The organism is Vibrio phycocola (assembly GCF_054404255.1).
In genome coordinates this window covers 132,432-158,416 of record NZ_JBTAMQ010000009.1, presented here as the reverse complement: position 1 = coordinate 158,416, position 25,985 = coordinate 132,432, and the positions used below count along the sequence as shown (strand labels likewise).

The following is a 25,985-nucleotide window of genomic DNA, read 5'->3' as shown; positions in this document are numbered from 1 at the left end:
TAGACCGAAATTTTCTTTGGAGAAATGCTTACACTAAAGGAAGTACAATAGTTTTGTATTCTTTACAGAGAGTTGTTAAGGCATCTCGGTGAACTGAGAGGGTAAATTAGTATGGCGACAATGAAAGATGTTGCTCAATTAGCTGGAGTATCGACTGCTACGGTATCTCGTGCGCTAATGAATCCAGAGAAAGTATCACCGACCACTCGGCAGAGAGTGGAAGAGGCGGTATTAGAGTCGGGTTACTCGCCAAACTCTTTAGCGAGAAGCCTACGTCGAAATGAATCCAAAACCATTGTGGCTATTGTCCCGGACATTTGTGACCCTTATTTCTCTGAAATTATTCGAGGGATAGAGGACGCTGCTATCGAGAATGGGTATTTGGTATTGTTGGGAGATAGCTGTCAGCAAAAACGACGAGAGAGCTCTTTTGTCAATTTAGTTTTTACCAAACAAGCGGATGGCATGTTGTTGCTAGGGACCGATCTTCCTTTTGATGTGAGTAAATCTGAACAAAAAAACCTGCCGCCGATGGTGATGGCCTGTGAATATGCTCCAGAGCTCGAGCTTCCTACTGTGCATATTGATAATTTAACCTCAGCCTTTGAAGTGGTTAATTACCTAGGACAAATGGGACACAAGAAAATAGCTGAGTTATCAGGGCCAGAAACCGCCGCATTGTGTCAGTTTAGGCATCAGGGCTACCTCCAAGCCTTACGTCGTGCCAATGTCACTATGAACCCTTCCTATCATTTATTCAGTGATTTTTCATTTGAAGGTGGAGTGGTAGCAGCAAAGCAATTGCTAAACCTACCTGTGCCTCCAACTGCGATTTTTTGCCACAACGATATGATGGCTATTGGCGTCATACAAGAAGCCAAGCGTATGGGGTTGAAAATCCCTCAGGATCTATCTGTCGTGGGTTTCGATGATATTAAGTTTGCACAGTATTGTGATCCTCCGTTAACCACGGTCGCGCAGCCTAAATACGAAATTGGACGCCAGGCCATGCTGATGATGTTGGAAGTATTACGTGGAAATGATGTAAGAGCTGGGTCTCGATTATTGGAAACAGAATTGATCATTCGTGAAAGTGTCGCGCCGCCGAGAGTTCCCTAATCACATTGCGTCAAGATTGTTGATCACGCATAGATATAACGAAGAAGTTAGGCTACCCTGTAAAGATACTTCATTATTATTTAGTTAAAAATCAATCGATCGTGGCCAATAAAGATTATGTAAAACGAGGTGGTGGACGCTCAAAGCAGTCTGCGACTAAAAAGAAGCCTAAATCCAAAGGCCTACCTATCCGAAGTGGTTTAACGGCTATTGTGGTTGTCTGTTTGTTTGGTTATGGTTTAACTTTCCTTAGCCAGTCTCCTGACCCTCAACCTACAGTGAAAATAGCACCAGCTCCTGTGGTGAAACCAAAGCCGAAACCAAAAGAAGAGAACCTACCTCCGCCACCGACTCAAACTTGGGAATATGAGCAATTATTGCCAAGTAATGAAATTGAGGTGACAGCAAGAGAGTTACAGGTGTCTGAAATACCCTACATCATGCAGTGTGGTGCGTATAAAACTGCTGCCCACGCTCAGGAGCGAAAAGCGAATATCGCCTTTCAAGGTATTCAAAGTACAGTGCGCCAGAAAGAAGGCAGCAGTTGGTTTCGAGTAGTGCTTGGTCCTTACAAGTTTAAACGAGATGCTGAGCGTGACAAACATAAGCTGCAACGAGCTAAAATTGAACCTTGTGCTATTTGGAAAGAAGCACAGAATTAATCAACTTGCCGATGCTCCTAATCATATTAGACGTTGTTTATCACCAAACAACGTCTAACTCCCTTAGCAAATCCCACTGAATACTTGAATTTCCCTCGAACGATCCTCATATACATTTTAATTAACTTTTAAATGAAATAAGAGGCATCTCGTGACTACCATTGTATCTGTACGACGAAATAACAAAGTCGTGATTGCTGGTGATGGGCAAGTTTCCCTTGGCAATACGGTGATGAAAGGCAACGCACGTAAAGTACGTCGTCTCTACAATAATCAAGTGCTGGCTGGTTTTGCTGGCGGTACTGCCGATGCCTTTACTTTGTTTGAGCGATTTGAAAGCAAATTGCAAATGCACCAAGGTCACTTAACCAAAGCAGCCGTTGAACTTGCCAAAGATTGGCGTAGTGATCGCGCGCTTCGACGGTTAGAAGCCATTTTAGCCGTTGCCGATGAAACGGCCTCGTTAATCATTACGGGCAATGGTGATGTGGTTGAGCCAGAAAATGATCTGATAGCGATAGGCTCTGGTGGTAATTTCGCACAAGCAGCGGCCACCGCATTGCTGGAAAATACAGAATTAGATGCACGAACGATTGCAGAGAAAGCGCTACTGATTGCTGGTGATATTTGTGTGTTTACCAATCATAACCATACTATTGAAGAACTCGACATTCCCGAAGAAAAATAACTCATGCCGATAGTGTGTTACATCAAGATTAAGGATATTAAGTATGTCTGAAATGACCCCACGTGAAATTGTTCACGAACTCAATCGCCACATTATTGGTCAAGACAAAGCAAAACGCTCGGTTGCCATCGCACTACGTAATCGCTGGCGTCGAATGCAACTTGATGATGCTTTACGAGCAGAAGTGTCACCAAAGAATATTCTGATGATCGGCCCAACAGGTGTTGGTAAAACCGAGATTGCTCGTCGCCTTGCAAAATTAGCTAATGCTCCATTTATCAAAGTAGAAGCGACTAAGTTTACTGAAGTAGGCTATGTTGGTAAGGAAGTTGAATCGATTATTCGCGATCTTACAGAAGTTGCTGTAAAAATGACGCATCAGCAAGCGATGGAGAAAGTTACATTCCGTGCCGAAGAGATGGCGGAAGAGCGAATTTTAGATGCCTTACTTCCTCCTCCACGTGATGGCTGGGAAGACGGCGAAGATAACTCAAAAACACGCCAAATCTTCCGTAAAAAATTACGTGAAGGAGATCTCGATGATAAAGAAATCGAAATCGATATTGCTGCGCCACAAATGGGCGTTGAAATTATGGCTCCTCCCGGCATGGAAGAGATGACGAATCAGCTTCAGGGTATGTTCCAAAACCTCGCCGGTGACACCAAGAAAAAGCGCAAAATGAAAGTGAAAGACGCGCAGAAAGCGATGGTTGAGGAAGAAGCCGCTAAATTAGTTAATCAAGAAGAGCTTAAAGAGCAAGCCATTTTTAATGTTGAGAATAATGGCATCGTTTTTATCGATGAATTTGATAAGATTTGTAAACGTGGTGAATCATCAGGCCCAGACGTTTCTCGTGAAGGAGTTCAGCGAGATCTACTTCCCTTGATTGAAGGAAGTAGTGTGTCGACTAAGCATGGGATGGTTAAAACGGATCATATCTTGTTTATTGCATCAGGTGCATTCCAAGTAGCAAAGCCATCAGATTTGATTCCTGAACTGCAAGGTCGTCTACCGATTCGAGTTGAACTTGAAGCTTTAACCAGTGATGACTTCAAGCGCATACTTACCGAGCCAAAAGCATCATTAACCGAGCAGTACATTGCGCTGATGAATACAGAAGAAGTGACGTTAGATTTCACTGATGACGGAATTAGCCAGATTGCAAACGCGGCTTGGCGTGTAAATGAAACCACCGAAAATATCGGTGCTCGTCGTCTGCATACAGTGTTAGAGCGCTTAATGGATGAGATTTCATTTGATGCGACTGAAAAGTCAGGGTCAACTTTTACTATCGATGAAGCTTATGTCAAAACGTGTTTAGGTGAATTGGTAGAGGATGAAGACCTAACTCGCTTTATTTTATAGTGTTTTCTAAACGAACAGTATTGTTGACCATTGATACTTTGTTTCTTATAAACGCTACCGTTTGATATATAAAATCAAGCCCGTCATCGACGGGCTTTATCATGGTCACCATTTCAGCGTATAATAACTCTCTTTGTCGCACTCACTGTTTGTACCATGAATCAATCAATTTCGATCTGGTTAGATGCCGCTCGGCCAAAAACCTTACCTTTGGCGTTAGTCTCGATTTTAACGGGAAGCACACTGGCATTCTCATTCGGCCAATTTTCTATTTGGGTAACATTACTTGCATTAGTGACCGCCATCCTATTGCAAATACTGTCCAACTTGGCCAATGACTACGGTGATTGTGTTAAGGGAACAGATAATGATGAACGGCTAGGGCCAATGCGTGCATTACAGTCAGGAGCTGTCAGTCTTGAGGCAATGCGTAAAGCCATTGTCATCAATGTGTTGCTGACGATGCTATCTGGATTAGTCCTTATTCTTTACGCTCTTGATTCTTGGGAGAGTATTTTCATCTTCATGAGCTTTGGTGTATTAGCTATGGTAGCGGCGGTTGCTTATACCATGGGCAGCAAACCTTATGGCTATGTTGGATTAGGCGACCTTTCAGTTTTCATTTTCTTTGGGTTATTGGGTGTCTATGGTACCTATTTCCTCCATACTGGGTCGGTCGATATGCGCTTATTGCTTCCTTCTATTGGATGTGGATTATTTGCGGTTGCGGTACTTAATGTGAATAACATGCGCGATATAGAGAATGATCAGCAATGTGGCAAACGTACTGTGGCGGTACGATTAGGGTCTAAACTTGCGAAGCAATACCATGTAGTCTTGCTGGTTAGTGCGTTAATCGCATTTAGTAGTTATCTGTTGCTGCAAAACGCTTCTTTGTGGATTAGCTTTCCGTTTGCGTTGAGCCTTGTTATTGTCACCAAACACGTCATTGCGATCAAACGAGCAAGCCACCCAATTCAGATTGCTCCTATGTTACCTGTAATTGTTAGATGCTCTGTGGTAACAAATCTTTTGTTCGTTGTGGTGGTAGTAGCTCAAACTCTTATCAGTTAATTGAATTTTGTGATTGCAATGACTTATTCAGTCTTTATACTCAAATGAGATTACCTTCGTTATGGGAACCGTTGCTATGGAATATAATACGTCTGCACTTTGTGACATGTACATTGATCAAGTTGATGTGGTTGAACCCATGTTCAGTAATTTTGGTGGACGCACTTCGTTCGCAGGCCAAATCACGACGATTAAGTGTTTTGAAGATAATGGCTTGATTCGAGAGGTTCTAGAACAAGATGGTGAAGGCCGAGTATTATTAATCGATGGTGGTGGTTCATTACGCCGTGCCTTGATTGACGCTGAGATTGCAACGCTTGCTGAAGATAATGAATGGGAAGGTATCGTCGTATATGGAAGTGTACGCGAAATTGATGATTTAGAAGAAGTAGGACTCGGCATTCAAGCCATGGCTCCAATTCCAGTGGGTGCATCGAGCCAAGGTATTGGTGAAGGTGATATCCCAGTTAACTTCGGTGGAGTGACATTTTTACCTGATGATTATCTCTATGCAGATAGCACCGGAATTATTATTTCTCCAGAAGCATTAAGTCCAGATGGATATGAAGATGACTTTGATGACGAGATAGTTGAATCAGAAGAATAATTCTCTTATCAATATGCGTATTCGAAAAAGCCGATAAATCAGTTTATCGGCTTTTATGTTTCAGCTTACTCGGGATTGTTTAACTTGAAGCCATAACACTTCTGTGTAGCTTTCGCGCATAGAAGTAACTCATAGCACCACTTAATGTTGTGCTTATCGCCATTCCTATGAATACCCCTTTAATGCCATATAACCAAGACCCAATCCAAGCCCCAGGAAGAGTAAAGAAAAACAAACGAATAAAGTTCCACCCAAAGGCTTTAACTGGCTGGCGCATTGCGTTTAGTGCTGACACCAGCATCATGACAATACCTTGAAAACCGTAGCTTATTGGCACGATGAGTAAGTAGTACCAAAGTAATTCGCGTACCTGTGGGTCTTGAGAAAATAAATGAGACAATGGCACGCTGAGTGGCACCATCATGATAAATATTAGCAATTGAAATAACACTGAAAATCGTATGCTGAGAAATAGAGCATCAAAGCTACGCTGAGTCTGTTGCGCCCCTAAGTTTTGAGCCATAAAAGGGGTTAAAGCAGAGGTGAGTGACATTAAGACAATCATAAGTAGAGATTCAACTCTCTGTGCTGCACCATAGGCTGCTACAGCTGCTGTGCCATGTTTCGATAGTAGCACCATGAGAATTGCGCCACACAGAGGATTCATTGCAATTGAAAATGCCGCTGGCGTTCCAATAGCTAAGATGTTTTTCCAATCTTGCAGTAAATATCTCCATTTGGGTTTACTGATCAGTTTGTCTCTAATAATTAAAATATAAAAAGAGCTGATAAGCGCACCACACCAACTCACGCCACTGGCAATTGCAGCACCTTGCATTCCAAGTTCAGGAAAAGGGCCATAACCAAAAATCAATAATGGATCGAGAATGCCATTGATGACGCCAGATATGATCATTATGATCGCCGGCGTTTTGGTATCGCCAGTGGCTCGAATAGCGCTATTTCCTGCCATCGGAATAACCAGAAGTGGAATCGCACAATACCATATCGACATATATTGATGAATAAGAGGAAGTAACTCATCATTTGCACCCAGCAAACGAAATAAAGGTTCGATAGTTGATAAGCCGAGGAAAGAGGTTAAAACAACGAGAGTCACGGCAAGGAGAAGTCCGTGCGATGTTAACATGGTGGCACTGCTTGTTTCCCCTTGTCCTAGTAATCTTCCAATCAATGCAGACAAACCGGTTCCGATTCCCATGGTGATGCAGTTGACAGCAAAGGTTACCGGAAAGGTATAACTCATTGCTGCAAGCGCTTCAGTGCCCAGCAGAGAAATGAAGAAGGTATCAACAAGATTAAATAATAGTATCGCTACAAGGCCAAACACCATCGGAATGGTCATTTGTCGAAGTACGAGATGGATAGGACTGGATAGCAGTCCGTGTTTATCTTGCATAGAAGGCATGAGTTAAGAATTTGTAAATAGAATACTGGATAGTTGAGTAATCTCCTAGAGGCTTAAACGCCAGATATAAAAAAGGCCAGCCGAAGCTGACCTTTAACATTGTATGTAGTAACTTAAGCTTTCGCTTTAGCTGCTGCTTTAGCAATGGCTGCAAACCCTTTTGCATCCAGAGCTGCACCGCCAACTAGAGCACCATCGATGTCTGGTTGTGCGAAGTAAGAATCAGCGTTTTCTGGCTTAACAGAACCACCGTATTGAATGATTAGTTGCTCAGCAACCGCTGGATCTTTTGCCGCGATAAGAGCACGGATAGAAGCATGAATGCGCTGTGCGTCTTCTGCTGTTGCCGCTTTACCTGTACCAATTGCCCAAATTGGTTCGTAAGCAATGATAGCGCCATTAAAAGCTTCAACACCACACTCGTCGATAACAGCATTAATTTGACGAGCACATACAGCTTCAGTTTCACCTGCTTCATTTTGAGCATCAGATTCACCGATACAGAAAACAGGCACCAAACCATTTTCTTTTAAGAATGCGAATTTCTTCGCGACAAACTGGTCTGACTCTGCGTGATATTCACGGCGCTCCGAATGACCGATAATGATGTGAGTCGCACCGAAGTCTTTTAGCATTTCTGGAGATACGTCACCAGTGAATGCGCCACTGTTTTTAAGGTCAGTATTTTGTGCGCCAAGAATGATTTTGTTTCCGCCTTCGCTGATTAAACGTTCAGCTAGGTCAACATAAAGAGCTGGGGGCGCAACAGCAACATCAACACCAGAAACACCTTCAAGCTCAGTGTTTAAGCCGTTTAGAAGGTCGGTTACCATTGATTTGCTACCATTTAGTTTCCAGTTACCCATAACTACAGGACGACGCATAGGAAAATCTCCAAAATTTAAGTTTATAAAAAAGAATTAAATCTGTGACAGAATATAGCAGATAAAAAGGCGTAATTCATGATTCTGGACACGTGTTTACTGGAATCTTACAAATTTTTTCAAAGGTAAAAATAAATCGAATCACATAAAATAATTGATACTTTGGTTATGAATTATTAAACCATCGTTTTATATTTGTCGATATAAAAGAGCAGTGGAAATATAGAAGGGAATTTGAATTCATCCGTATTAAATATTAATAATACGGATGAGTGAGAGAGGGACGTACTATGAAATTAGCGAGAGAATTGAAGAATTTTTGCTGTTGGTAGCTCTTCTTGATTAATTGAGCATTCAAGTGAATCTTGGAAACGAACAACTTGTTTAGTGAGTTCTTTCATTAAGCGAACATTAGCATGGTTTGGATTGCTACTTGTCTCAATGATTCTATCGATATGGCTTTGCAGTGCCCATAAGCGATCTTGCATATCCTCAGAAGAGGCAAGAATCGTTTCTTCACAGATTTCTTGTTTTAAGATTGTAAATGCTTGTGGATTTCCTTGCGCCAATTCGACCAATTCATCGAAAGGGGGAAGTGGTTGTACATGTGCAGTATTACTCATTGTTCACCTCATCATCACATCAGTTACATCTAAGCTGTTACCTAGAACACTAAACTAGAGGCGGTGAAAAAAAAAGCAAATCGAAGAGGGATTAATTGCATTCTTGTTATTGAGACGGTTTCTCATGGGGTGTAACAATGTAGCTACACCGACGTTGACCCGAAATAATATGCTCTTCTCGTTCGATGCTGGCATCGTCTTTAAGTAACAGTTTGAAAACACTCAATTCTGATTGGCAAAAAGATTGACAATGCGTTGCAGCACGACAAATAGGGCAGTGATTTTCAATAAATCGATAACCAAACTCTGTCGTTTCTATTTCAACCATGTAACCTTCGTTTTCTCGCAGTTTTGCAAGGACAGATAGTTTTTCTTCAAGAGAATCTGTATTGACGAGCGCTTTCTGGTAGTTTTTTAATGTTTGAGTTTCACGTTGTTGGACGACTTTTTGTAACCCATCTTGACCAAATAGGTTACCAACAGCTTCAATCATTTGAATCGATAGCTCACCATGACGATCACTAAATTGTTCGTTACCTTTGTCGGTAAGTGCCCAGTTACGTGATGGACGACCTACTTTTACCTTTATATCGAACGTTTCTAGAATCCCATCTTTCTCTAAGCTTTGGAGATGCTGACGAGCACCCATGGTTGTCATCCCAAATTGCTCAGCAATCTGTTTTGCAGAGACAGCACCGTCGCGCTTGATGGTATGTAGAATTTTTTCAGCAGTTTTCATGTCATCCCTTATTAACTGAGTTTTCATTATCGTAACTCTGATTAATAAAGTAAATAGTTGACTATTTTCGTGTGCTTTTAATTCTTCCAATTTTATTCAGGTAAGCAATTTATCCCAAAAAGAAAAATTTCATCAAAATGATCACATTTTTTGAGTTTTCCCCCTTGGTATATTCACTTTTCTCCCCAACATATGAAGCACGAGCTACTTTGTAGTTTTTTATCTAACTAAAACTGAAAATTAATCAGGAGAGACGACCGATGAATATTCGTCCATTACATGACAGAGTTATTGTTGAGCGCCAAGAAGCTGAGTCTAAGTCGGCTGGTGGTATTGTTTTAACAGGTTCAGCGGCAGAAAAATCGACTCGCGGTAAGATTATCGCAGTTGGTAAAGGACGTATTTTAGAAAACGGTAGTATTCTACCTCTAGACGTTAAAATTGGCGATTCGGTGATCTTTGCCGAAGGCTATGGTACTAAATCAGAAAAAATCGATGGCAAAGAAGTCCTGATTCTTTCTGAGAGCGATATATTGGCAATTGTCGATTAATTTTTTGCTCTTACTTCAACAACTAAAACATGATAACCGAATTGAGAAAAGGAAATAACGATGGCAGCTAAAGATGTAAAATTTGGCAACGATGCACGTGTGAAAATGCTAGAAGGCGTGAACGTATTAGCGAACGCTGTAAAAGTTACTTTGGGACCAAAAGGACGTAATGTTGTTCTTGATAAATCATTTGGCTCACCTTCTATTACTAAAGATGGTGTTTCTGTTGCCCGTGAAATTGAATTGGAAGATAAATTCCAAAACATGGGCGCTCAAATGGTTAAAGAAGTTGCGTCTCAAGCAAATGATGCGGCAGGTGATGGTACGACAACAGCGACTGTTTTAGCTCAATCTATTATTACTGAAGGTCTTAAAGCGGTTGCAGCTGGCATGAACCCAATGGATCTTAAGCGCGGTATCGATCAAGCAATTATTGCTGCTGTTGAAGAATTGAAAACACTATCTGTCCCTTGTGCTGATACCAAAGCTATTGCTCAAGTTGGTACTATTTCTGCGAACTCAGATAGCAGTGTTGGTAACATCATTGCTGAAGCAATGGAAAAAGTTGGCCGTGATGGTGTTATTACCGTTGAAGAAGGTCAAGCATTACAAGACGAGTTAGCTGTTGTTGAAGGTATGCAGTTCGACCGTGGTTATTTGTCACCATATTTCATTAATAACCAAGAAGCGGGTTCTGTAGATTTAGATAATCCATTTATCTTGTTGGTTGATAAGAAAGTATCAAACATTCGTGAACTTCTTGGCTGTCTAGAAGCCGTTGCAAAAGCTTCTCGTCCTCTATTGATTATTGCTGAAGATGTTGAAGGTGAAGCACTCGCGACACTTGTTGTAAACAACATGCGGGGTATTGTGAAAGTTGCTGCTGTTAAAGCGCCTGGTTTCGGTGACCGTCGTAAAGCGATGCTACAAGATATCGCTATCCTGACTGGCGGTACTGTTATTTCTGAAGAGATCGGGCTAGAACTTGAAAAAGCTGCTCTAGAAGATCTTGGTCAAGCTAAACGCGTGTCAATCACCAAAGAAAATACAACCATTATCGATGGTTCAGGTGAAGAGGCTTCTATTCAAGGGCGTGTTGTACAAATTCGTCAACAAATAGAAGAAGCGACATCTGATTACGATAAAGAGAAACTTCAAGAGCGCGTAGCTAAACTTGCTGGCGGTGTAGCGGTAATTAAAGTTGGCGCGGCGACTGAAGTTGAAATGAAAGAGAAGAAAGATCGCGTAGAAGATGCGCTACACGCGACTCGCGCTGCGGTAGAAGAAGGTGTGGTTGCCGGTGGTGGTGTTGCTCTAGTTCGAGCTGCCTCTAAAGTTGCTGGTCTTAAAGGCGCAAATGAAGAGCAGAATGTTGGTATTCGCGTTGCCCTTCGTGCTATGGAAGCACCTTTACGTCAAATCGTGTCTAACTCAGGTGATGAAGAGTCTGTTGTTGCAAATAACGTTAAAGCGGGTGAAGGTAGCTACGGCTATAACGCTGCGACTGGCGAATACGGCAATATGATTGATATGGGAATCTTGGATCCAACTAAAGTAACACGTAGTGCGCTTCAGTTTGCAGCATCTGTTGCTGGTCTTATGATTACTACTGAAGCAATGATCACTGATATTCCTCAATCTGATAACGCTCCAGCAATGCCTGATATGGGCGGAATGGGTGGAATGGGTGGTATGGGCGGAATGATGTAATTCCGGAATTACTTTCCTTTTTACCAAACCTATCTTAATAAAAACGAGGCTTATATTTAGCCTCGTTTTTTATTCCCACCGTTAAACCCAATTCTTACTCTAGATTAGACTCATCTAATGTAAATTTGTGGCACATATCTGATTTTTAAAAGATTTTATTTAAGTTTCCCTAAATTTCGGCGATATAAGTGGTCAAGGTAAGCTCCAAGTGGCTCAATATGGTACCTTTTTGTGACAGCAGTAAGTCAATTTAGTAAATTATTAATAAGAATATGTTAGCGACTACGCTTGCCGATTATGACCTATAATCAAGCAACCTATGTTTGTTATCTATTATTGTGAGATTACTCAGCTAGAGTGTGGCTAGAAATGGCTGTATATAAATATATAATAAAATCTTATGGTTACCTCTAGTTTGAATTGATAGTAATTGGCAATTTAATCACATGATCATAATGACAGTTGTACCTAAACAAGCTTAATTGTAACTCTAAATCTCAATGAATTAGGTTTTTTCAGTGAGGGAGATAAAAATGCGAAAATCAGGACCATTTTCGTGGATAGCGAGACATCTTGAATTAAAAATACTGGTGTCGATCATCATTGTTTCAGTTATCTTTATCCCAGTAGCAAGTACTATTGCTTATCGTCACGCCTTTCAAACAGCTCAAGAAGATGCGCATTTTCGGGTGACACAATTTTTATCTGTTATCGAAAGTAATGCTTCGGTAGCAGCCTATATGAGTGATTTTTCTTTAGCGACGGAAATCGTAAATGGACTTGGAACGATTTCAGAAATTAATGGCGTCATTTTTACGCTTTCGTCTGGCGTAAAGTTAACTAACGGGGATGTTCGATATAACAGCGGATCGGATATACACGTTAAGCTTCGGACGACCTTTGAAACGCCTAAAGAGGTGGGTTCTTTAGATATTTTCATTAACCAAGAATTCATCAACAGCCAAGCAAAAGAGAAAGGGCTGTTTTTGGTTCAATGGCAAATTATTCTAATTGTTACGGTCTCAATTTGCTTTATGGTGTTATTTAGAATGGTGGTTTCACGGCCCATCCATCGTTTGGTTGCGCAACTTGCAGAAGTTGAGATTGAGTCGGGAGAAGTAAAACCCGTCGAGGTGACGTCGAATGATGAAATCGGTTTTCTCGCTGAAAATATGAATGTGATGCTGAAAAAAGTTCAGGATTCATTTTCTTTAGATTCAGAAAAAAATGCCAAAATTGCTCATTTAGAAAAACAATTTAGGATGATTTTTGAGTACTCCCACGCAGGGATTGCGCTAATTAATGCGCAGAACAAAGTTCTCCTTTCCAATCCCGCTTTTGAAGCTGTTTTTAAACATAACTCGGAAAAGTTATCTCAAAGTTACTATTACGCTTCTGATCTCATTGATGAAAAGGCTGAGATGGAAGAAGTTATTCAAAGTGTTCGAGATCAAGAAACGAATATATTCAGAGACTTTAGAGTAAAAGGGCATGAAGATGTGTGGGTTCGTGCGATTTTTTCTTTGATTGAAGATAAAAGTAGCGAGTCTGGTAAATTTGTGGAAATGGTGGTGTACGATATATCCGATCGTGCCAAAATCGAACGTCATTTCGAGTATAACGCGACGCATGATTCTCTTACTGGCTTACTTAATCGCCGTGGCGGAGAGCTTAAATTTGCGAAACAGTTGGAATATGCCAAGGAGAGTAATAGCGCCTTTGTCATGCTTCTTCTGGATCTCAATGACTTCAAGCTGGTCAATGATAAACATGGTCATGAAGCTGGGGATATCGTACTCAAAGAAATTGCTTCTCGATTACGGAGTGTTCTACGAGCTGATGATCTCGTGGTTCGTTGGGGCGGAGATGAATTCGTTATCTCTATGATTTTAGATAATTTAGAGCGCGTGAATTTTATTCTTGAAGAAATTCATGCGTCGTTTGCATTAGAGATCGAAATCAGTTCAACGATTACTGCTCGTGTCGGAGCAAGTATTGGGGTGAGCACGTCAGTTACTAAAGGGTATGATCTTAGAGCGTTACTTGAATCCGCTGATGATATTATGTATGAAGTGAAGCGTAACGGTAACGTGAACTATCAAATCCACGAAGCTGACAAGTTAGATAATGTTGTTCATCTTCCTTAAACTTTCGTCTGTTTCTTATATCAATTTTGGTTTATTACACTAAAAGGAAATCTAGTGTCTGCTCTGCAATGGAATTTCTCATATCAAGGATCTGGGTTACAAATATCTGAATGGAACCTTGAACCTACCCAGCATTGGGGTGTTTTTGTTACTCGCTCAGAAACTGCTCAATCTCTCTCTCAGCTCTTTGTTGATAGCATTAAAAATCCCGGTGATAAGCTTGAATTACCTCCATCAGTAGCGGTGGTATCATTGCATCTACAGCAAGCACTATTGGAAGATGAACTTGCAAACGATGATACTGATTTTTTAGATCGAATTGACTACGGGTCAACCGTTTCTGAATTGCTCGAAGCGTTGTGTGCCTCGAAGCAGCAGTCTGAAGACCTTATGTTGAAGATGGACCTGTTTTCGCTTGCTCAACGAGGGTTTCGCCAATTATCCACGGGAGAAACCCGACGGTTAATGTTAGCCAGAGCACTGGCAATGAACCCTGAAATGTTAATTTTGGATGATCCATATGTGGGTATGGATACTGAGCATCGATTATGGCTAACTGACTTGTTAGAAGAACTATCTCGTACACTTCAACTGATAGTGATTACTTCTCGTGAAGATGAGTTACCAAGTTTCATTACTCACGTGGCTTTATTTGACGAGAATAAATTGACCAATACTATGACGATCTCAGAGTGGAATCAGCATCCGGTGATTCAACAATTGGCAGCATTATCTGAGAGTAAAAGTGATCAGCTCGTTGATTTGATTCAACAACACCAACATGCCAATAATTACCCTGACCCTAGGGTTGAGATGAATCAGGTTAAAGTTGAATATACAGATGGACTCATTTTTAAAGATTTAGATTGGCGTATTGAAGCTGGGCAGCACTGGCAAGTACGAGGTCCAAATGGCTGTGGAAAAAGTACATTACTTGGTTTAATTTTGGGCGATCATCCTCAATGCTATTGCAATGATATTAGCGTTCTTGGTATGAAACGTGGTTCCGGTGAAACCATTTGGGATATAAAAAAACATATTGGCATTGTTTCTTCATCGCTTCATTTACAATATCGCGTCAATTGCCAAGCGCTTGATGTTCTGCTTTCCGGCTTTTATGACTCAATTGGTCTTTACTCTCAACCGTCAACTAAAGAAATTCAATTGGCTCAGATGTGGCTACAAGCGTTTGAAATGAGCCAGTATGCTAAGGTCAGTTTTAAGTCCTTGGATTATGGTCAGCAGCGCTTGTTACTTATTGCTAGAGCACTGATTAAACAACCCGCATTACTGATTCTAGATGAGCCATATCAAGGCTTAGATTATTTAAATCGTAAACTGGTTTTTCACACCCTTGAACGTATCGCTGAACTTAATATTACACAGTTGCTTTATGTCACTCATTATCAAGAAGATGCCATTGAGGCGATTAATAATTATGTCGATTTTTATCCGTTGGAAGAAGGAGGCTTCCAAGCTGTCGCTTCCCACAACGGATAAGATTTACTCTAAGTGTAAATCGATGGGCGTTTTACTGGAGCGCCCACTTACTTCTCTCGTGAGCCTTGGAACCAAGTAACCTGACAACTGTGGGATGATTTGTCGCATGAGATCGCGTGCCACGTCGTCGGGTACATAAAAGTGTGCTGCGCCTTGTACTTTATCTAATAGGTGTAGGTAATAGGGCAAAACCCCGATACTAAAAAGTCGCTCACTGAGCTTTACTAGCACATCAGCCGAATCATTTATCCCTTTTAGCAGTACTCCTTGGTTCAGTAAGGTCACATTCACTTGCCTGAGTTTTGCCATTGCTTGTGCTAATGTAGTATCGATCTCATTCGGGTGATTTATGTGAGTGATAAGTACGACATTTAAGGTTGTGTGAGCAAGTATGTCACACAAGTGGCTTGTTATACGGTCAGGTATAACAACCGGTAAACGGGTATGAACTCGAAGCGTTTTAATGTGTGATAATTTTTCTATTTCATTAATGAGCCACTCCAATTCATGATCTTTGGCCATTAATGGATCGCCACCAGACAAGATGACTTCATTGATTTCAGGATGCAGTGCAATGTAATCGAGGTTTTCTTGCCAAACGACTTTACCGCCTTGGTTGTCTTGATAAGGAAAATGTCTGCGGAAGCAATAGCGACAGTTAATGGCACAGCCCCCTTTTACTATTAGCAGTACTCGATTTTTATATTTGTGTAATAGCCCAGGTTGAGCATTATTTTGCTCTTCTAATGGATCATGGGTATAACCTGGGTGTTGTTCAAATTCCTCTTCTAATGGTAATACTTGACGCAGCAATGGGTCATTTGGGTTCCCTTTTTCCATACGATCAACAAAACTCATCGGGACTCGCTGAGCAAATAATGAACGTGCTGCATTCCCTTTTTCGAAGGAGGTTGAATCGATATTCAAGTAATTGAGCAACTTTTGCGGATCTGAGATCGCATTCGTTAGTTGTTTGAGCCAGTTTTGCTCAACAGAATCGGTTTTTCGGGGTATTATAGTCGACATTAATGTGAACTCGAAGAATGGTAAGAGGAAAAAATGGCTACTGTTAGCACGAATGAATTCAAAGGCGGTCTTAAGATTATGCTTGATAATGAGCCTTGTGTCATTCTCGAAAACGAGTATGTGAAACCAGGTAAAGGTCAGGCGTTTAACCGCGTGAAGATCCGTAAGCTTCTCTCAGGCAAAGTGTTGGAAAAAACATTTAAATCGGGCGAATCTTTTGAAGTGGCGGATGTTGTTGATATCGATCTCGATTATCTTTACAACGATGGTGAGTTTTATCACTTTATGAACAACGAAACATTTGAACAGATTGCCGCAGAAGTCAATGCGGTTGGTGATAATGTAAAATGGTTGGTAGAGAATAACACTTGTACGATTACTTTATGGAATGGCAGTCCAATTACAGTAACGCCACCAAATTTTGTAGAACTTGAAGTGACTGAAACTGATCCAGGTTTGAAGGGTGATACTCAAGGTACGGGTGGAAAACCTGCAACTTTAACTACTGGTGCAGTGGTTCGAGTTCCTCTATTTATTCAGATTGGTGAAGTGGTTAAAGTAGATACTCGCTCAGGAGAATATGTCAGCCGAGTAAAATAAATAAACATTTATCCGATTTCTATATGATCAGACGAGCCTTAAGTGCTCGTCTTTTTTGTATTTAATACACATCATTCGCATTATCAAAATTTAATATAAATATCAATCATAGAAGCCAATGAATTATTATTGTCTTCTTATACGTGAGGCTGGTCACGGTATGTTGGGTATTTATCTTTGGTGTTTTTGCGATCTGCTTCTGATTTTTATTGTTTTAAGTCAAATAACAGCTAAAGAATTTCCTCATTTCTTAAGATAACGAGGACAAAATTTATTAAATTAGACTACGCTTATATCATCGTTTAGTTACCTTGGCTAAGTGAGTAGTTATCCAATGTAATGGATCTCATTCATCTATGATTTGCCTATTTCTTCCGTGGAGCTGTTAGGAACATGAATACATTTAAAGTAAAAATTGCGACAACGATAGGATCGATAATTGCCGCTATCGTCGTAGTTTTAATGACGATTGGCTATATTTCTTTTCAAAATGAGAGTGTTCATCTTAATAAGACCGTTCTCGTAGAAAAAAATGCAACAATAGAGTCCGAGCTAACGCAAAAAGTGAATGGTTATAAAAGCGTACTTGCTGCGGTAGAAGCGAATTCGAGTGATATTAGTGAGAGTGGCTTATCTGATAAAGCCAAGATTCAGTTGGAGATGGTTTACCGTACACAGTCGCAATTTATTGAAGGTGCCTACCTGATTGATGTCGCGGGTGGCATTTACAACGTAAAAGGCGAAAAACTGGGCTTTAATGTGAAAGAGTTGAGCCGTAATTATTACAATGCGGTTTTCAGAGACGGTAAAACGTTCTTCTTTTCAGATCCCTTTGTGTCTGCGGTAACAAAAAAAGAAATTGTGGTGATGGCTTATAAATTAGATAGCTCTGTTGCTGTTATCACGTCTGTGTATCTCGATTCATTACTTGAAAGTTTAGGCGAGCGTAAAGATATCTTTATGTATACCGAAAACGGAACAATTATTGTCGCGCCTTATGCTGAATTGGTTGGGAAAGACATTAATGCTGAGCGACCACTATACAAAGGCTTTAGTGATTCTAATCCAGAGCTGCATTATACCGCTGATGTGAGAGGAACTGCGACAGACTTTACTGCATTTTGGACACATCTAGACGTTGCAGGATGGCAATTTGTTTCCTTTGTCAACGATGATGAGATTGGAGAGGCAGCGCATAATCAGCTTGTAACGTCTGCATTAGTTGGTGCATTTTGTTTGCTCCTTGCAATTGGTATTTTGTTTATTACTTTAGAAAAAATGGTACTAAAACCCGTTGGTGGTACACCGGATGATATCGCAGAGTTAATGGAGAAAATGGCATCAGGAGACTTTACGCAAGCACTTGAGTCTACTGATAAAGATTCGGGTATATATCGCTCTTTAGTTAAGTTGTCGGGTGAGCTAACGCAATTGATTAAAAACTCTCACGGCATTTCTTCAAGTGTGGCAGCAGCATCAACTGAACTTAATGTTGTGATGAACACGACGAAAGGAAATGCGCAACAAGAGCTCGCTCATATGGAGCAAATTTCGACCGCGATTAATGAACTATCATCGACTTCTCAGGAAGTGAGTGATAAGGCAATAAGAGCCGAGCAAGAAGCAAAATCTGCGACGAAAAGTGTGGATGAAGGTAAGCAAACGTTGGAGAAAAACATCTGCTTAACTGACAATATTAATGTCTCTGTAAGTGAGAGTGCAGATATTGTTAACGAACTTCGTGAATTTGCTCTTGAGATTGGCTCCGTTACCGAAGTTATTCAGACGATTTCAGAGCAAACAAACCTGTTGGCGCTCAACGCAGCAATTGAAGCAGCACGAGCCGGTGAACAAGGGCGAGGTTTTGCGGTTGTAGCAGACGAAGTGCGAAACTTGGCTTCAAAAACTCAAAAATCGACAGTGGATATTCAAGACATCATTGAAAAGCTGCAGACGCAATCGAAAAAAGCTCAGGACAATATGATGCATAATGTTGACTTAATTGATCAGTCTGTTCAATTAGTTGACAACGTGAAGGCGTCTTTTGAAGATATTCAATCTGCGGTTGAATCTATTTCAGAAATCAACAGTTTGGTAGCGACTTCTTCTCAAGAGCAATTTCATGTGACAGAAGAGATTTCTCAAGTCACAACTGAAACATACGATTTAGTGCATCAAAATGTATCGGGAATCGATGATACCTTACAAGCATCTTCGGAGTTATCTGAATTAGCTGAAACACAAAAACGCGAGTTGGATGTGTTTAAAACAGCATAGTATGTCGAACTAGTATTGAGTTCTGAATACTAAATATGGCACGCAATAAAAATCCCCCAAAGTCTGGGGGATTTTTTTATGCTTTAAATCAGTGTTGATTTACACCATAAAAACAAACACAACGGAAAGTGCACTAATAAACCCCGCGATTGCGTAGCAGGCTATTTTACCGACAACACCAGTGTGGAATTTTAGATCGTGCATGGCATGATGAACACGGTGCATTGCATGCCACATTGGTAAAGCCAGTGTAGCAATGACAAATAATGCACCAATAAAGCTGGTTGCAAAGTTAGCAACACGTTCATAGCTGAGCGCCTCAGCATCAATCATGCCGAGAGGAACTAAAACGCCAATAATTAGAATAGTGATGGGTGAGATCATGGCGAACCAAGTACCACCAGCGCCAAAGAGTCCCCACCATACTGGTTCATCGGATCTTTTAGGATTGGTATTAATCACAATAGGCTCCTTATACAATGATTAGGATGATGAGAGAAATAAAGGCGACAGCAGCCCATTGAGCTGCGACGATCACTTTCTTATCGAGTAACTTGCCTTTTAATTTCATTGGGACGACTTGTGGCATCATTCCAAAAAATGTATGGGCATGAAGCAAACTTCCCAATAGGGCAACGATGTTAATCGCAATCACAATTGGATTTGCCATAAAGCCCAACCAACTTTGCCAAGCTTCTGGCCCCTTGACTAAGCAACCTAAACCAAAGGTTAGGAATATCGTAAATAGGATCAACGGCAAAACTGTGGCTTCGCGTAACATATAAAAACGATAAAAGGGATGGGCTTGCCACCAGGTTCGTTTCATTTCTCTTACATAGGGTTTGCGATTACTCATTGTTCTGCCTCCCCTTGTTTAAACATCGCAATAATAAAGTCGGTCGATGACTCTATTTTTCCTTGGTTCACCGCGCCTGCTGGATCCACGTTTTTCGGGCATACTTCAGAGCAGTATCCAACAAAAGTACAACCCCAAACGCCATTTTCACCATTGATTAGAGCCATACGTTCGGCTTTGCCGTTATCACGGCTATCGAGGTTGTAGCGACGAGCTAGGGTTAGTGCCGCTGGTCCAATAAATTCAGGGTTTAAACCAAATTGAGGGCAGGCGGCATAACAGAGTCCACAATTAATACATCCAGCAAACTGTTTGTATTTTTCTAGCTGAGCTGGAGTTTGATTATTGGGACCGTCTTCTGGAGTTCTATCATTTCCTAAAATATAGGGTTTGATCGCTTCAAGACGCTCGATAAAAGGTGTCATATCGACGATAAGATCCTTTTCTATCGGGAAATTTGCTAGTGGCTCTACTTTTACGCCATCAGGGTAATCTCGGAGAAAAGTCTTACACGCGAGTTTAGGGACACCATTGACCATCATGCCGCAGGAGCCACAAATCGCCATACGACAAGACCAACGATAAGAGAGGTCTTTATCGAGATAATCTTTGATGTAGCTAATCGCATCAAGAAGCGACATGGTATCGTCAAACGGAACTTCAAAAGATTGCAGATAAGGCTGTGAATCCTTTTCTGGGTCATAGCGGAGAATATCAACTTTTTGCATACGTTGTGATGACATTATTTATTCTCCTCTGCTTGGCTTGTATTTTCTGCGGCAGCAGCTTTATCAGCGGCTTCACCGTAAAGACGAGCTTTGGGTTGCGACTTAGTGATAGTGACATCGCTGTAGTCGATGATCGGAGCGCTATCTTCTTGATAGAAAGCCAGAGAGTGTTTTAAGAAATTAACATCATCACGTTCTGTACACCCTTCATCGAGTCGTTGGTGAGCACCTCGGGATTCTTTTCGCAATATTGCCGAACGAGCCATCGCTTCAGCGACCTCTAGTCCGTAACCGACTTCAATGGCATAAAATAGGTCGGTATTAAACACTTTGCCTTTATCTTTGATACTGATGTTTTTATAACGTTGTTTTAATTCCGTTATCTTGTCGATGGTCTGTTGCATCAGATCTTCTTGACGATAGATCCCACAACCCGCTTCCATGGAATGCCCCATTTCAGTACGAATCTCTGCCCAGTTTTCATCACCTTCTTGAGCAAGTAGGTTATTGATACGCGTTTCTACTTGAGCCATTTGAGCTTCAATTGCTTGTTGATCCCAACCAGCAAATTCTTCAGCTCTTTGTACTGCTGTTTCACCGGCAACTCGACCAAATACGACAAATTCCGCCAAAGAGTTAGACCCTAAACGGTTTGCTCCATGAAGACCGACAGACGCACATTCACCCACTGCAAATAACCCTTTAATTCGAGTTTCACATTTAGCATCGGTTTCGATTCCACCCATGGTGTAGTGAACGGTAGGACGAATTGGAATCGGTTCTTTGACCGGATCGACATTGACGTAGGCTTTGGATAACTCGCAGATAAACGGTAAACGCTCGTTAATATATTCTTCGCCAAGATGGCGTAAATCGAGCAAAACAACATCGCCTAGAGCATGTTTGATGGTGTTGCCTTTTTGCTGCTCATGCCAGAACGCTTGAGATACTTTGTCTCTTGGACCTAGCTCCATATATTTGTTCTTTGGCTGGCCAACAGGAGTTTCTGGCCCCATGCCATAGTCTTGAAGGTAACGATAACCATCTTTATTGGTAATGATTCCACCTTCTCCACGACAACCTTCAGTCATTAAAATACCGGTACCAGGTAGACCGGTTGGGTGATATTGAACAAATTCCATATCACGTAGCGGAACTCCATGACGGTAAGCCATTGCCATTCCATCACCGGTTACGATTCCACCGTTAGTATTACAGTGATAAACGCGACCAGCGCCGCCAGTTGCTAATACGACGGATTTGGCTTTGATTGCGACTAATTCACCTTCAGCCATATGGATTGCGATTAATCCCTGAACTTGACCTTCATGAACGATTAAGTCGACAACAAAATACTCATCAAAACGTTCGATTTGTGGATACTTCATAGAGGTTTGAAAAAGAGTGTGAAGCATGTGGAAGCCAGTCTTATCCGCCGCAAACCATGTGCGCTCGACTTTCATTCCACCAAACCGACGAACATTGACTTCGCCATTTTCTTTGCGGCTCCAAGGGCAGCCCCATTGTTCCATTTGGATCATTTCGCGTGTCGAATTTTTAACGAAATATTCAACAACGTTTTGCTCGCAAAGCCAGTCTCCACCGCCAACTGTATCGTTAAAGTGATTATCCAATGAATCTTCTTCTTTGATCACTGCAGCTGAGCCTCCTTCGGCAGCGACTGAGTGAGAACGCATAGGGTATACTTTTGATATAAGTGCGACTTTTATATTTGGGTTATCTTCTGCTGCAGCGATGGCTGTTCTAAGCCCGGCGCCGCCAGCACCAATGATTGCGATATCTGTGGTTAGTATTTTCACAGTTACCCTCCAGTTTATGAACGGATTCTATCCGCGTTAGATTCGTTAGCTTCTTGATGAGCATTTTTTGTAGGGTTGCCCATAAATAAATGGGCAAATTTTAGTGTAAGGTAGCTCCTATATTAAAAAATTGATTTGATCAGGCTTTTTCTTCGGAGTCAGAGTTGTTCGTCATAATAATCACTTGCTTGTGAGCGATATCACTATAAGCGCTTGGTTTTGCTATTTTGACGGGTAAAATGATAACGACTGGATTATAGCGAAGATAAAATAATGACTCTTTTAAAGTGGCAACCTAGTGCGAGTATCGATTCTCTAAAACAGCGCGCGGAGCTAATCGATTTAATTCGATTTTTCTTTCTAGAAAGGCAGGTTTTAGAAGTCGAAACGCCAATAATGAGCCAAGCAGCGGTTACCGACATTCACTTGCAAACATTTAAAAGTGATTTTATTGGGCCGAATTATGCTTCTGGGCAAGAGGTCTATTTGATGACCAGTCCTGAGTTTCATATGAAACGTTTATTGGCTGCTGATAGTGGTTCGATATTTCAGATCACTAAGTCATTTCGTAATGAAGAGAGTGGGCGTTTTCATAATCCCGAATTCTCCATGCTTGAATGGTATCGTATTGGGTTCGATCATCATGATCTTATGAATGAAATGGATGAGTTATTACAGCAAATCTTACATTGTAAGAAAGCTGAACGTCTAACGTACCAACAAATCTTTCAACAGGTTTTAGGTGTGTGTCCGCTTGAGGCATCACTCGAAGAGCTGCGTCAGTGTGCTGTTCTGCACGGATTTGATGAGATTGCTAAAGATGAAGATGATCGTGATACGATATTACAACTTCTATTTAGCATGGTGATAGAGCCTTGTATTGGTCGTGACGTTCCTGCTTTTGTTTATCACTTCCCAGCTTCCCAAGCCGCGCTCGCAAAAATTAATCAACACGATAATCGCGTTGCCGATCGGTTTGAAGTTTATTTTAAAGGTATCGAACTGGCCAATGGTTTCCATGAATTAGAGGATTCTGCTGAACAACGCCGTCGTTTTGAACAAGATAACCTTAAACGTCAAGCTATGGGATTATCGATTCAACCTATTGATGAGAATTTTCTTGAAGCGTTAGCATCAGGATTGCCGCCTTGTGCTGGTGTCGCGGTTGGCATTGATCGTTTGATTATGTTGGCACTAGGTAAGGAATCCATTAATGAGGTGATTTCATTTCCGTTTTCTCGAGCTTAAAATTGAGATTTAAAATGTGAATTGTCATTGATTGCCATTGATAATGAAGGGAAGAGATACGTTAGTACTCGCGTAACGGAATTAACCTCGCTATACTTCTTCCTCTATTTACGATCACCCATTGCAATAGCAAAGATAAGAGCAAAGACATGCAAGAATATACCGAATTTTTTCAGCAAAATACCATCCTATGTGTAGCGTGGATCGCGATATTTGGCGCTGTTATTTTTACTGTTTACAAGTCATCAACAGCGAAGTTTAAATATGTTGATGTGAACGAGCTAACTCAAAAAGTGAATAAAGAAAATGGCATTGTTGTTGATATTCGTAACAAGGATGAATTTTCCAAAGGCCATATTACCGATTCAATTAACGTTTTGCCTTCTGAGATCACATCTGGCAACTTGGGAACCCTTGAAAATCATAAAGCAGACCCAATTATTGTCGTATGTCAAAATGGTCACATTTCACCAGCAAGTGCGAATCAGCTAGCGAGTGCTGGCTTTGAACAGGTTAGTGTCCTTAACCTTGGTATTGGCGCATGGAAAGATGGCAAATTACCTCTGATTCGTGGCAAGAAGTAACCACTTTATACTAAAGATAGAAGCTGGCTTAGTTCGATGAATACGAACTCTCATCTATCTTTGGTCGACAGAATTTGGTCTGTTATATAATTTGAACGATTATTAAGGAATTAAGAATGTCAGAAGCTGCAGCAGCGCAAGAAGCACAACAAAACTTTACTATTCAACGTATCTTTCTAAAAGATGTATCGTTTGAAGCGCCTAATTCACCAACTATGTTCCAGAAAGATTGGCAGCCTAATGTAAACCTTGATCTTGATACGCAAAGCCGCGAGCTGGGTGAAGGGGTTTATGAAGTTGTATTGCGTCTTACAGTGACCGTGACGAATGCAGAAGAGACCGCATTCTTATGTGAAGTACAACAGGGTGGTATTTTTACTGCTGAAAATATGGATGCAGGTCAATTAGCTCATTGTCTTGGCGCATTCTGTCCGAATGTTTTATTCCCATATGCTCGTGAAACTATCTCAAGCTTGGTTGTAAAAGGTACTTTCCCTCAATTGAATCTTGCACCTGTAAACTTCGATGCATTATTTATGAATTACCTACAACAGCAAGCTCAAGAAAAAGGCGAACAACCAGCAGACGCTTAATTCTTTAAGCATTCTTGCAAACAATAAAGATGCACGAGCATTGGAGGTTTCTACTCATGCTACGTGCATTTTTTTTGAATTACGGGTTATTTAATAGGTGTAGCTATGTCTGAGACACAAACGGATTCTATTTATTCGAATTCCATCGGGATGACGGTTATCGGGGCTGGTTCTTATGGGACGTCGTTAGCCATTTCTCTTGCTCGCAATGGTATGAATGTGGTGCTTTGGGGCCATGATCCTGAACATATGGCGCGACTTGAAGCTGAACGTGAGAACCGTGCTTTTTTACCTGACATAGCATTCCCTGAGTCATTGATCATTGAGAGCGATATTCGACGAGCCGTTCAAGGTAGTCGAGATTTATTGATTGTGGTCCCGAGTCATGTTTTCGGTGAGGTATTAAAAACGATTCAGCCTCATTTGCGTGCCGACAGTCGTGTGTGTTGGGCAACGAAAGGGCTTGAACCCGAGACCGGTCGATTACTGCAAGATGTGGCTCATGAAGTGATTGGAGATCGTTATCCATTGGCCGTCATTTCTGGCCCTACCTTCGCGAAGGAATTAGCGATGGGGATGCCAACGGCGATAGCTGTGGCCTCTCCGCATTCAGAGTTTGTTGCTCAACTGCAAGAAAAGATTCACTGCAGCCGAACGTTTCGAGTGTATGCCAACGATGATTTTGTCGGCATTCAGCTTGGTGGTGCGGTAAAGAACGTTATCGCAATTGGCGCAGGTATGTCCGACGGTATTGGCTATGGTGCCAATGCAAGAACCGCTCTAATTACCCGAGGCCTAGCTGAAATGTGTCGTTTAGGAGCAGCTCTGGGTGCTCAAGCAGAAACCTTTATGGGCATGGCAGGCTTAGGTGATTTAGTTTTAACTTGTACCGATAATCAATCGAGAAACCGTCGCTTTGGGTTGGCGTTGGGCCAAGGTAAAAACGTCGATGTTGCACAAGATGAGATTGGTCAAGTAGTGGAAGGGTATCGTAATACTAAAGAAGTGTGGTTGCTCGCCAAGCGAATGGGTGTAGAAATGCCAATAGTTGACCAACTTTACCAAGTACTGTATCAAGATAAAGATGCAAGGTTAGCGGCTCAAGATCTTCTTGCTCGAGATAAAAAGTCAGAATAATAACGTCGCCGTGATAG

The 25,985-nt window shown here is 41.3% G+C and carries 25 protein-coding genes; 16 read left to right on the top strand and 9 right to left on the bottom strand.

Translation table 11 applies throughout. The features are described from left to right. Nucleotides 1-111: 111 nt before the first annotated feature. The 6 genes from cytR (at nt 112) to rraA (ending at nt 5,516) form a co-directional block, all read left to right on the top strand. Nucleotides 112-1,119: a DNA-binding transcriptional regulator CytR gene (gene cytR, locus ACXJY6_RS13670; protein ID WP_458768659.1), complete on the top strand. Its 1,008-nt coding sequence runs from the start codon at nt 112-114 to the stop codon at nt 1,117-1,119. 101 nt (nt 1,120-1,220) lie between these two features. Further along, entirely contained in the window at nt 1,221-1,781 is a 561-nt protein-coding gene (locus ACXJY6_RS13665; RefSeq protein ID WP_456051609.1) for an SPOR domain-containing protein, read from the top strand. Nucleotides 1,782-1,932: 151 nt separating this feature from the next. Continuing rightward, a complete protein-coding gene (gene hslV / locus ACXJY6_RS13660; RefSeq protein ID WP_456051610.1) occupies nt 1,933-2,469 on the top strand; it encodes an ATP-dependent protease subunit HslV in 537 nt (178 codons plus the stop codon). A gap of 43 nt (nt 2,470-2,512) precedes the next feature. Continuing rightward, the gene (gene hslU, locus ACXJY6_RS13655) at nt 2,513-3,835 is read left to right on the top strand and encodes an ATP-dependent protease ATPase subunit HslU (protein ID WP_456051611.1); all 1,323 of its coding nucleotides are present in this window, start codon (nt 2,513-2,515) and stop codon (nt 3,833-3,835) included. Nucleotides 3,836-3,991: 156 nt separating this feature from the next. Next, entirely contained in the window at nt 3,992-4,909 is a 918-nt protein-coding gene (locus ACXJY6_RS13650) for a 1,4-dihydroxy-2-naphthoate polyprenyltransferase (RefSeq protein ID WP_458768658.1), read from the top strand. A 76-nt stretch (nt 4,910-4,985) separates the two neighbouring features. Beyond that, nucleotides 4,986-5,516, top strand: a complete 531-nt coding sequence (rraA, locus tag ACXJY6_RS13645) for a ribonuclease E activity regulator RraA (RefSeq protein ID WP_456051613.1) — start codon at nt 4,986-4,988, stop codon at nt 5,514-5,516. 79 nt (nt 5,517-5,595) lie between these two features. On the opposite strand, the gene ACXJY6_RS13640 is transcribed toward rraA, so the two are convergent. The 4 genes from ACXJY6_RS13640 to ACXJY6_RS13625 all read right to left on the bottom strand — a co-directional run bounded on the left by ACXJY6_RS13640 (nt 5,596) and on the right by ACXJY6_RS13625 (nt 9,191). Continuing rightward, nucleotides 5,596-6,936, bottom strand: a complete 1,341-nt coding sequence (locus ACXJY6_RS13640; RefSeq protein WP_456051614.1) for an MATE family efflux transporter — start codon at nt 6,934-6,936, stop codon at nt 5,596-5,598. Nucleotides 6,937-7,058: 122 nt separating this feature from the next. Beyond that, on the bottom strand, nt 7,059-7,829 hold the full coding sequence (gene tpiA / locus ACXJY6_RS13635; protein WP_456051615.1) for a triose-phosphate isomerase: 771 nt from the start codon (nt 7,827-7,829) through the stop codon (nt 7,059-7,061). Nucleotides 7,830-8,125: 296 nt separating this feature from the next. After that, on the bottom strand, nt 8,126-8,452 hold the full coding sequence (locus tag ACXJY6_RS13630; protein ID WP_456051616.1) for a DUF3135 domain-containing protein: 327 nt from the start codon (nt 8,450-8,452) through the stop codon (nt 8,126-8,128). Nucleotides 8,453-8,558: 106 nt separating this feature from the next. Next, nucleotides 8,559-9,191, bottom strand: a complete 633-nt coding sequence (locus ACXJY6_RS13625; protein WP_458768657.1) for a helix-turn-helix transcriptional regulator — start codon at nt 9,189-9,191, stop codon at nt 8,559-8,561. A gap of 260 nt (nt 9,192-9,451) precedes the next feature. Between ACXJY6_RS13625 and ACXJY6_RS13620 the strand changes: the two genes are divergently transcribed. The 4 genes from ACXJY6_RS13620 to ACXJY6_RS13605 all read left to right on the top strand — a co-directional run bounded on the left by ACXJY6_RS13620 (nt 9,452) and on the right by ACXJY6_RS13605 (nt 15,099). Then, on the top strand, nt 9,452-9,742 hold the full coding sequence (locus ACXJY6_RS13620; protein WP_456051618.1) for a co-chaperone GroES: 291 nt from the start codon (nt 9,452-9,454) through the stop codon (nt 9,740-9,742). Between the two features lie 60 nt (nt 9,743-9,802). After that, nucleotides 9,803-11,452 carry a chaperonin GroEL gene (gene groL, locus ACXJY6_RS13615; RefSeq protein ID WP_456051619.1) on the top strand — a complete coding sequence of 550 codons (1,650 nt, stop codon included), beginning with the start codon at nt 9,803-9,805 and terminating at the stop codon, nt 11,450-11,452. Between the two features lie 533 nt (nt 11,453-11,985). After that, nucleotides 11,986-13,599 (top strand): sensor domain-containing diguanylate cyclase, encoded by a 1,614-nt coding sequence (locus ACXJY6_RS13610; RefSeq protein ID WP_456051627.1) that lies wholly within the window; start codon nt 11,986-11,988, stop codon nt 13,597-13,599. Nucleotides 13,600-13,653: 54 nt separating this feature from the next. Continuing rightward, complete coding sequence (locus ACXJY6_RS13605; protein ID WP_456051628.1) at nt 13,654-15,099, top strand: ATP-binding cassette domain-containing protein; 1,446 nt, start codon at nt 13,654-13,656, stop codon at nt 15,097-15,099. A 3-nt stretch (nt 15,100-15,102) separates the two neighbouring features. On the opposite strand, the gene epmB is transcribed toward ACXJY6_RS13605, so the two are convergent. Next, nucleotides 15,103-16,125, bottom strand: coding sequence for an EF-P beta-lysylation protein EpmB (epmB, locus tag ACXJY6_RS13600; RefSeq protein WP_458768656.1), 1,023 nt, complete (start codon nt 16,123-16,125; stop codon nt 15,103-15,105). Between the two features lie 33 nt (nt 16,126-16,158). Between epmB and efp the strand changes: the two genes are divergently transcribed. Together efp and ACXJY6_RS13590 are read left to right on the top strand one after the other, a co-directional pair. Next, nucleotides 16,159-16,725, top strand: a complete 567-nt coding sequence (gene efp, locus ACXJY6_RS13595; RefSeq protein ID WP_456051630.1) for an elongation factor P — start codon at nt 16,159-16,161, stop codon at nt 16,723-16,725. 393 nt (nt 16,726-17,118) lie between these two features. Beyond that, nucleotides 17,119-19,002 carry a methyl-accepting chemotaxis protein gene (locus tag ACXJY6_RS13590; RefSeq protein WP_458768655.1) on the top strand — a complete coding sequence of 628 codons (1,884 nt, stop codon included), beginning with the start codon at nt 17,119-17,121 and terminating at the stop codon, nt 19,000-19,002. Between the two features lie 99 nt (nt 19,003-19,101). Here the strand turns inward: ACXJY6_RS13590 and frdD are convergent, their stop codons facing one another. The 4 genes from frdD to frdA are packed head-to-tail and all read right to left on the bottom strand — an operon-like array spanning nt 19,102 to nt 22,406. Further along, nucleotides 19,102-19,464, bottom strand: a complete 363-nt coding sequence (gene frdD, locus ACXJY6_RS13585; RefSeq protein WP_458768654.1) for a fumarate reductase subunit FrdD — start codon at nt 19,462-19,464, stop codon at nt 19,102-19,104. Nucleotides 19,465-19,474: 10 nt separating this feature from the next. After that, nucleotides 19,475-19,858 carry a fumarate reductase subunit FrdC gene (gene frdC, locus ACXJY6_RS13580; protein WP_458768653.1) on the bottom strand — a complete coding sequence of 128 codons (384 nt, stop codon included), beginning with the start codon at nt 19,856-19,858 and terminating at the stop codon, nt 19,475-19,477. Next, nucleotides 19,855-20,601: a succinate dehydrogenase/fumarate reductase iron-sulfur subunit gene (locus ACXJY6_RS13575; protein WP_456051634.1), complete on the bottom strand. Its 747-nt coding sequence runs from the start codon at nt 20,599-20,601 to the stop codon at nt 19,855-19,857. The genes frdC and ACXJY6_RS13575 overlap by 4 nt, the downstream gene beginning before the upstream one ends. Then, nucleotides 20,601-22,406, bottom strand: coding sequence for a fumarate reductase (quinol) flavoprotein subunit (frdA, locus tag ACXJY6_RS13570; RefSeq protein WP_458768652.1), 1,806 nt, complete (start codon nt 22,404-22,406; stop codon nt 20,601-20,603). Before frdA ends, ACXJY6_RS13575 begins: the two co-directional genes overlap by 1 nt. Before the next feature lie 273 nt (nt 22,407-22,679). On the opposite strand from frdA, the gene epmA reads away from it, so the two are divergent. The 4 genes from epmA (at nt 22,680) to gpsA (ending at nt 25,968) form a co-directional block, all read left to right on the top strand. After that, nucleotides 22,680-23,654, top strand: a complete 975-nt coding sequence (epmA, locus tag ACXJY6_RS13565) for an elongation factor P--(R)-beta-lysine ligase (RefSeq protein ID WP_458768651.1) — start codon at nt 22,680-22,682, stop codon at nt 23,652-23,654. Nucleotides 23,655-23,803: 149 nt separating this feature from the next. Continuing rightward, nucleotides 23,804-24,238: a rhodanese-like domain-containing protein gene (locus ACXJY6_RS13560; RefSeq protein ID WP_456051637.1), complete on the top strand. Its 435-nt coding sequence runs from the start codon at nt 23,804-23,806 to the stop codon at nt 24,236-24,238. Between the two features lie 116 nt (nt 24,239-24,354). Next, on the top strand, nt 24,355-24,831 hold the full coding sequence (gene secB, locus ACXJY6_RS13555; RefSeq protein WP_458768650.1) for a protein-export chaperone SecB: 477 nt from the start codon (nt 24,355-24,357) through the stop codon (nt 24,829-24,831). A 105-nt stretch (nt 24,832-24,936) separates the two neighbouring features. After that, a complete protein-coding gene (gene gpsA / locus ACXJY6_RS13550; protein WP_458768649.1) occupies nt 24,937-25,968 on the top strand; it encodes an NAD(P)H-dependent glycerol-3-phosphate dehydrogenase in 1,032 nt (343 codons plus the stop codon). Nucleotides 25,969-25,985: the final 17 nt, after the last annotated feature.

Excerpts from the sequence above, each read along its gene's own strand:
- cytR (WP_458768659.1), top strand. The coding sequence starts at position 112 with ATGGCGACAATGAAAGATGTTGCTCAATTAGCTGGAGTATCGACTGCT.
- hslU (WP_456051611.1), top strand. The coding sequence starts at position 2,513 with ATGTCTGAAATGACCCCACGTGAAATTGTTCACGAACTCAATCGCCAC.
- ACXJY6_RS13650 (WP_458768658.1), top strand. The coding sequence starts at position 3,992 with ATGAATCAATCAATTTCGATCTGGTTAGATGCCGCTCGGCCAAAAACC.
- rraA (WP_456051613.1), top strand. The coding sequence starts at position 4,986 with ATGGAATATAATACGTCTGCACTTTGTGACATGTACATTGATCAAGTT.
- ACXJY6_RS13640 (WP_456051614.1), bottom strand. The coding sequence starts at position 6,936 with ATGCAAGATAAACACGGACTGCTATCCAGTCCTATCCATCTCGTACTT.
- tpiA (WP_456051615.1), bottom strand. The coding sequence starts at position 7,829 with ATGCGTCGTCCTGTAGTTATGGGTAACTGGAAACTAAATGGTAGCAAA.
- ACXJY6_RS13630 (WP_456051616.1), bottom strand. The coding sequence starts at position 8,452 with ATGAGTAATACTGCACATGTACAACCACTTCCCCCTTTCGATGAATTG.
- ACXJY6_RS13625 (WP_458768657.1), bottom strand. The coding sequence starts at position 9,191 with ATGAAAACTGCTGAAAAAATTCTACATACCATCAAGCGCGACGGTGCT.
- ACXJY6_RS13620 (WP_456051618.1), top strand. The coding sequence starts at position 9,452 with ATGAATATTCGTCCATTACATGACAGAGTTATTGTTGAGCGCCAAGAA.
- groL (WP_456051619.1), top strand. The coding sequence starts at position 9,803 with ATGGCAGCTAAAGATGTAAAATTTGGCAACGATGCACGTGTGAAAATG.
- ACXJY6_RS13610 (WP_456051627.1), top strand. The coding sequence starts at position 11,986 with ATGCGAAAATCAGGACCATTTTCGTGGATAGCGAGACATCTTGAATTA.
- epmB (WP_458768656.1), bottom strand. The coding sequence starts at position 16,125 with ATGTCGACTATAATACCCCGAAAAACCGATTCTGTTGAGCAAAACTGG.
- efp (WP_456051630.1), top strand. The coding sequence starts at position 16,159 with ATGGCTACTGTTAGCACGAATGAATTCAAAGGCGGTCTTAAGATTATG.
- ACXJY6_RS13590 (WP_458768655.1), top strand. The coding sequence starts at position 17,119 with ATGAATACATTTAAAGTAAAAATTGCGACAACGATAGGATCGATAATT.
- frdC (WP_458768653.1), bottom strand. The coding sequence starts at position 19,858 with ATGAGTAATCGCAAACCCTATGTAAGAGAAATGAAACGAACCTGGTGG.
- ACXJY6_RS13575 (WP_456051634.1), bottom strand. The coding sequence starts at position 20,601 with ATGTCATCACAACGTATGCAAAAAGTTGATATTCTCCGCTATGACCCA.
- epmA (WP_458768651.1), top strand. The coding sequence starts at position 22,680 with ATGACTCTTTTAAAGTGGCAACCTAGTGCGAGTATCGATTCTCTAAAA.
- ACXJY6_RS13560 (WP_456051637.1), top strand. The coding sequence starts at position 23,804 with ATGCAAGAATATACCGAATTTTTTCAGCAAAATACCATCCTATGTGTA.
- secB (WP_458768650.1), top strand. The coding sequence starts at position 24,355 with ATGTCAGAAGCTGCAGCAGCGCAAGAAGCACAACAAAACTTTACTATT.
- gpsA (WP_458768649.1), top strand. The coding sequence starts at position 24,937 with ATGTCTGAGACACAAACGGATTCTATTTATTCGAATTCCATCGGGATG.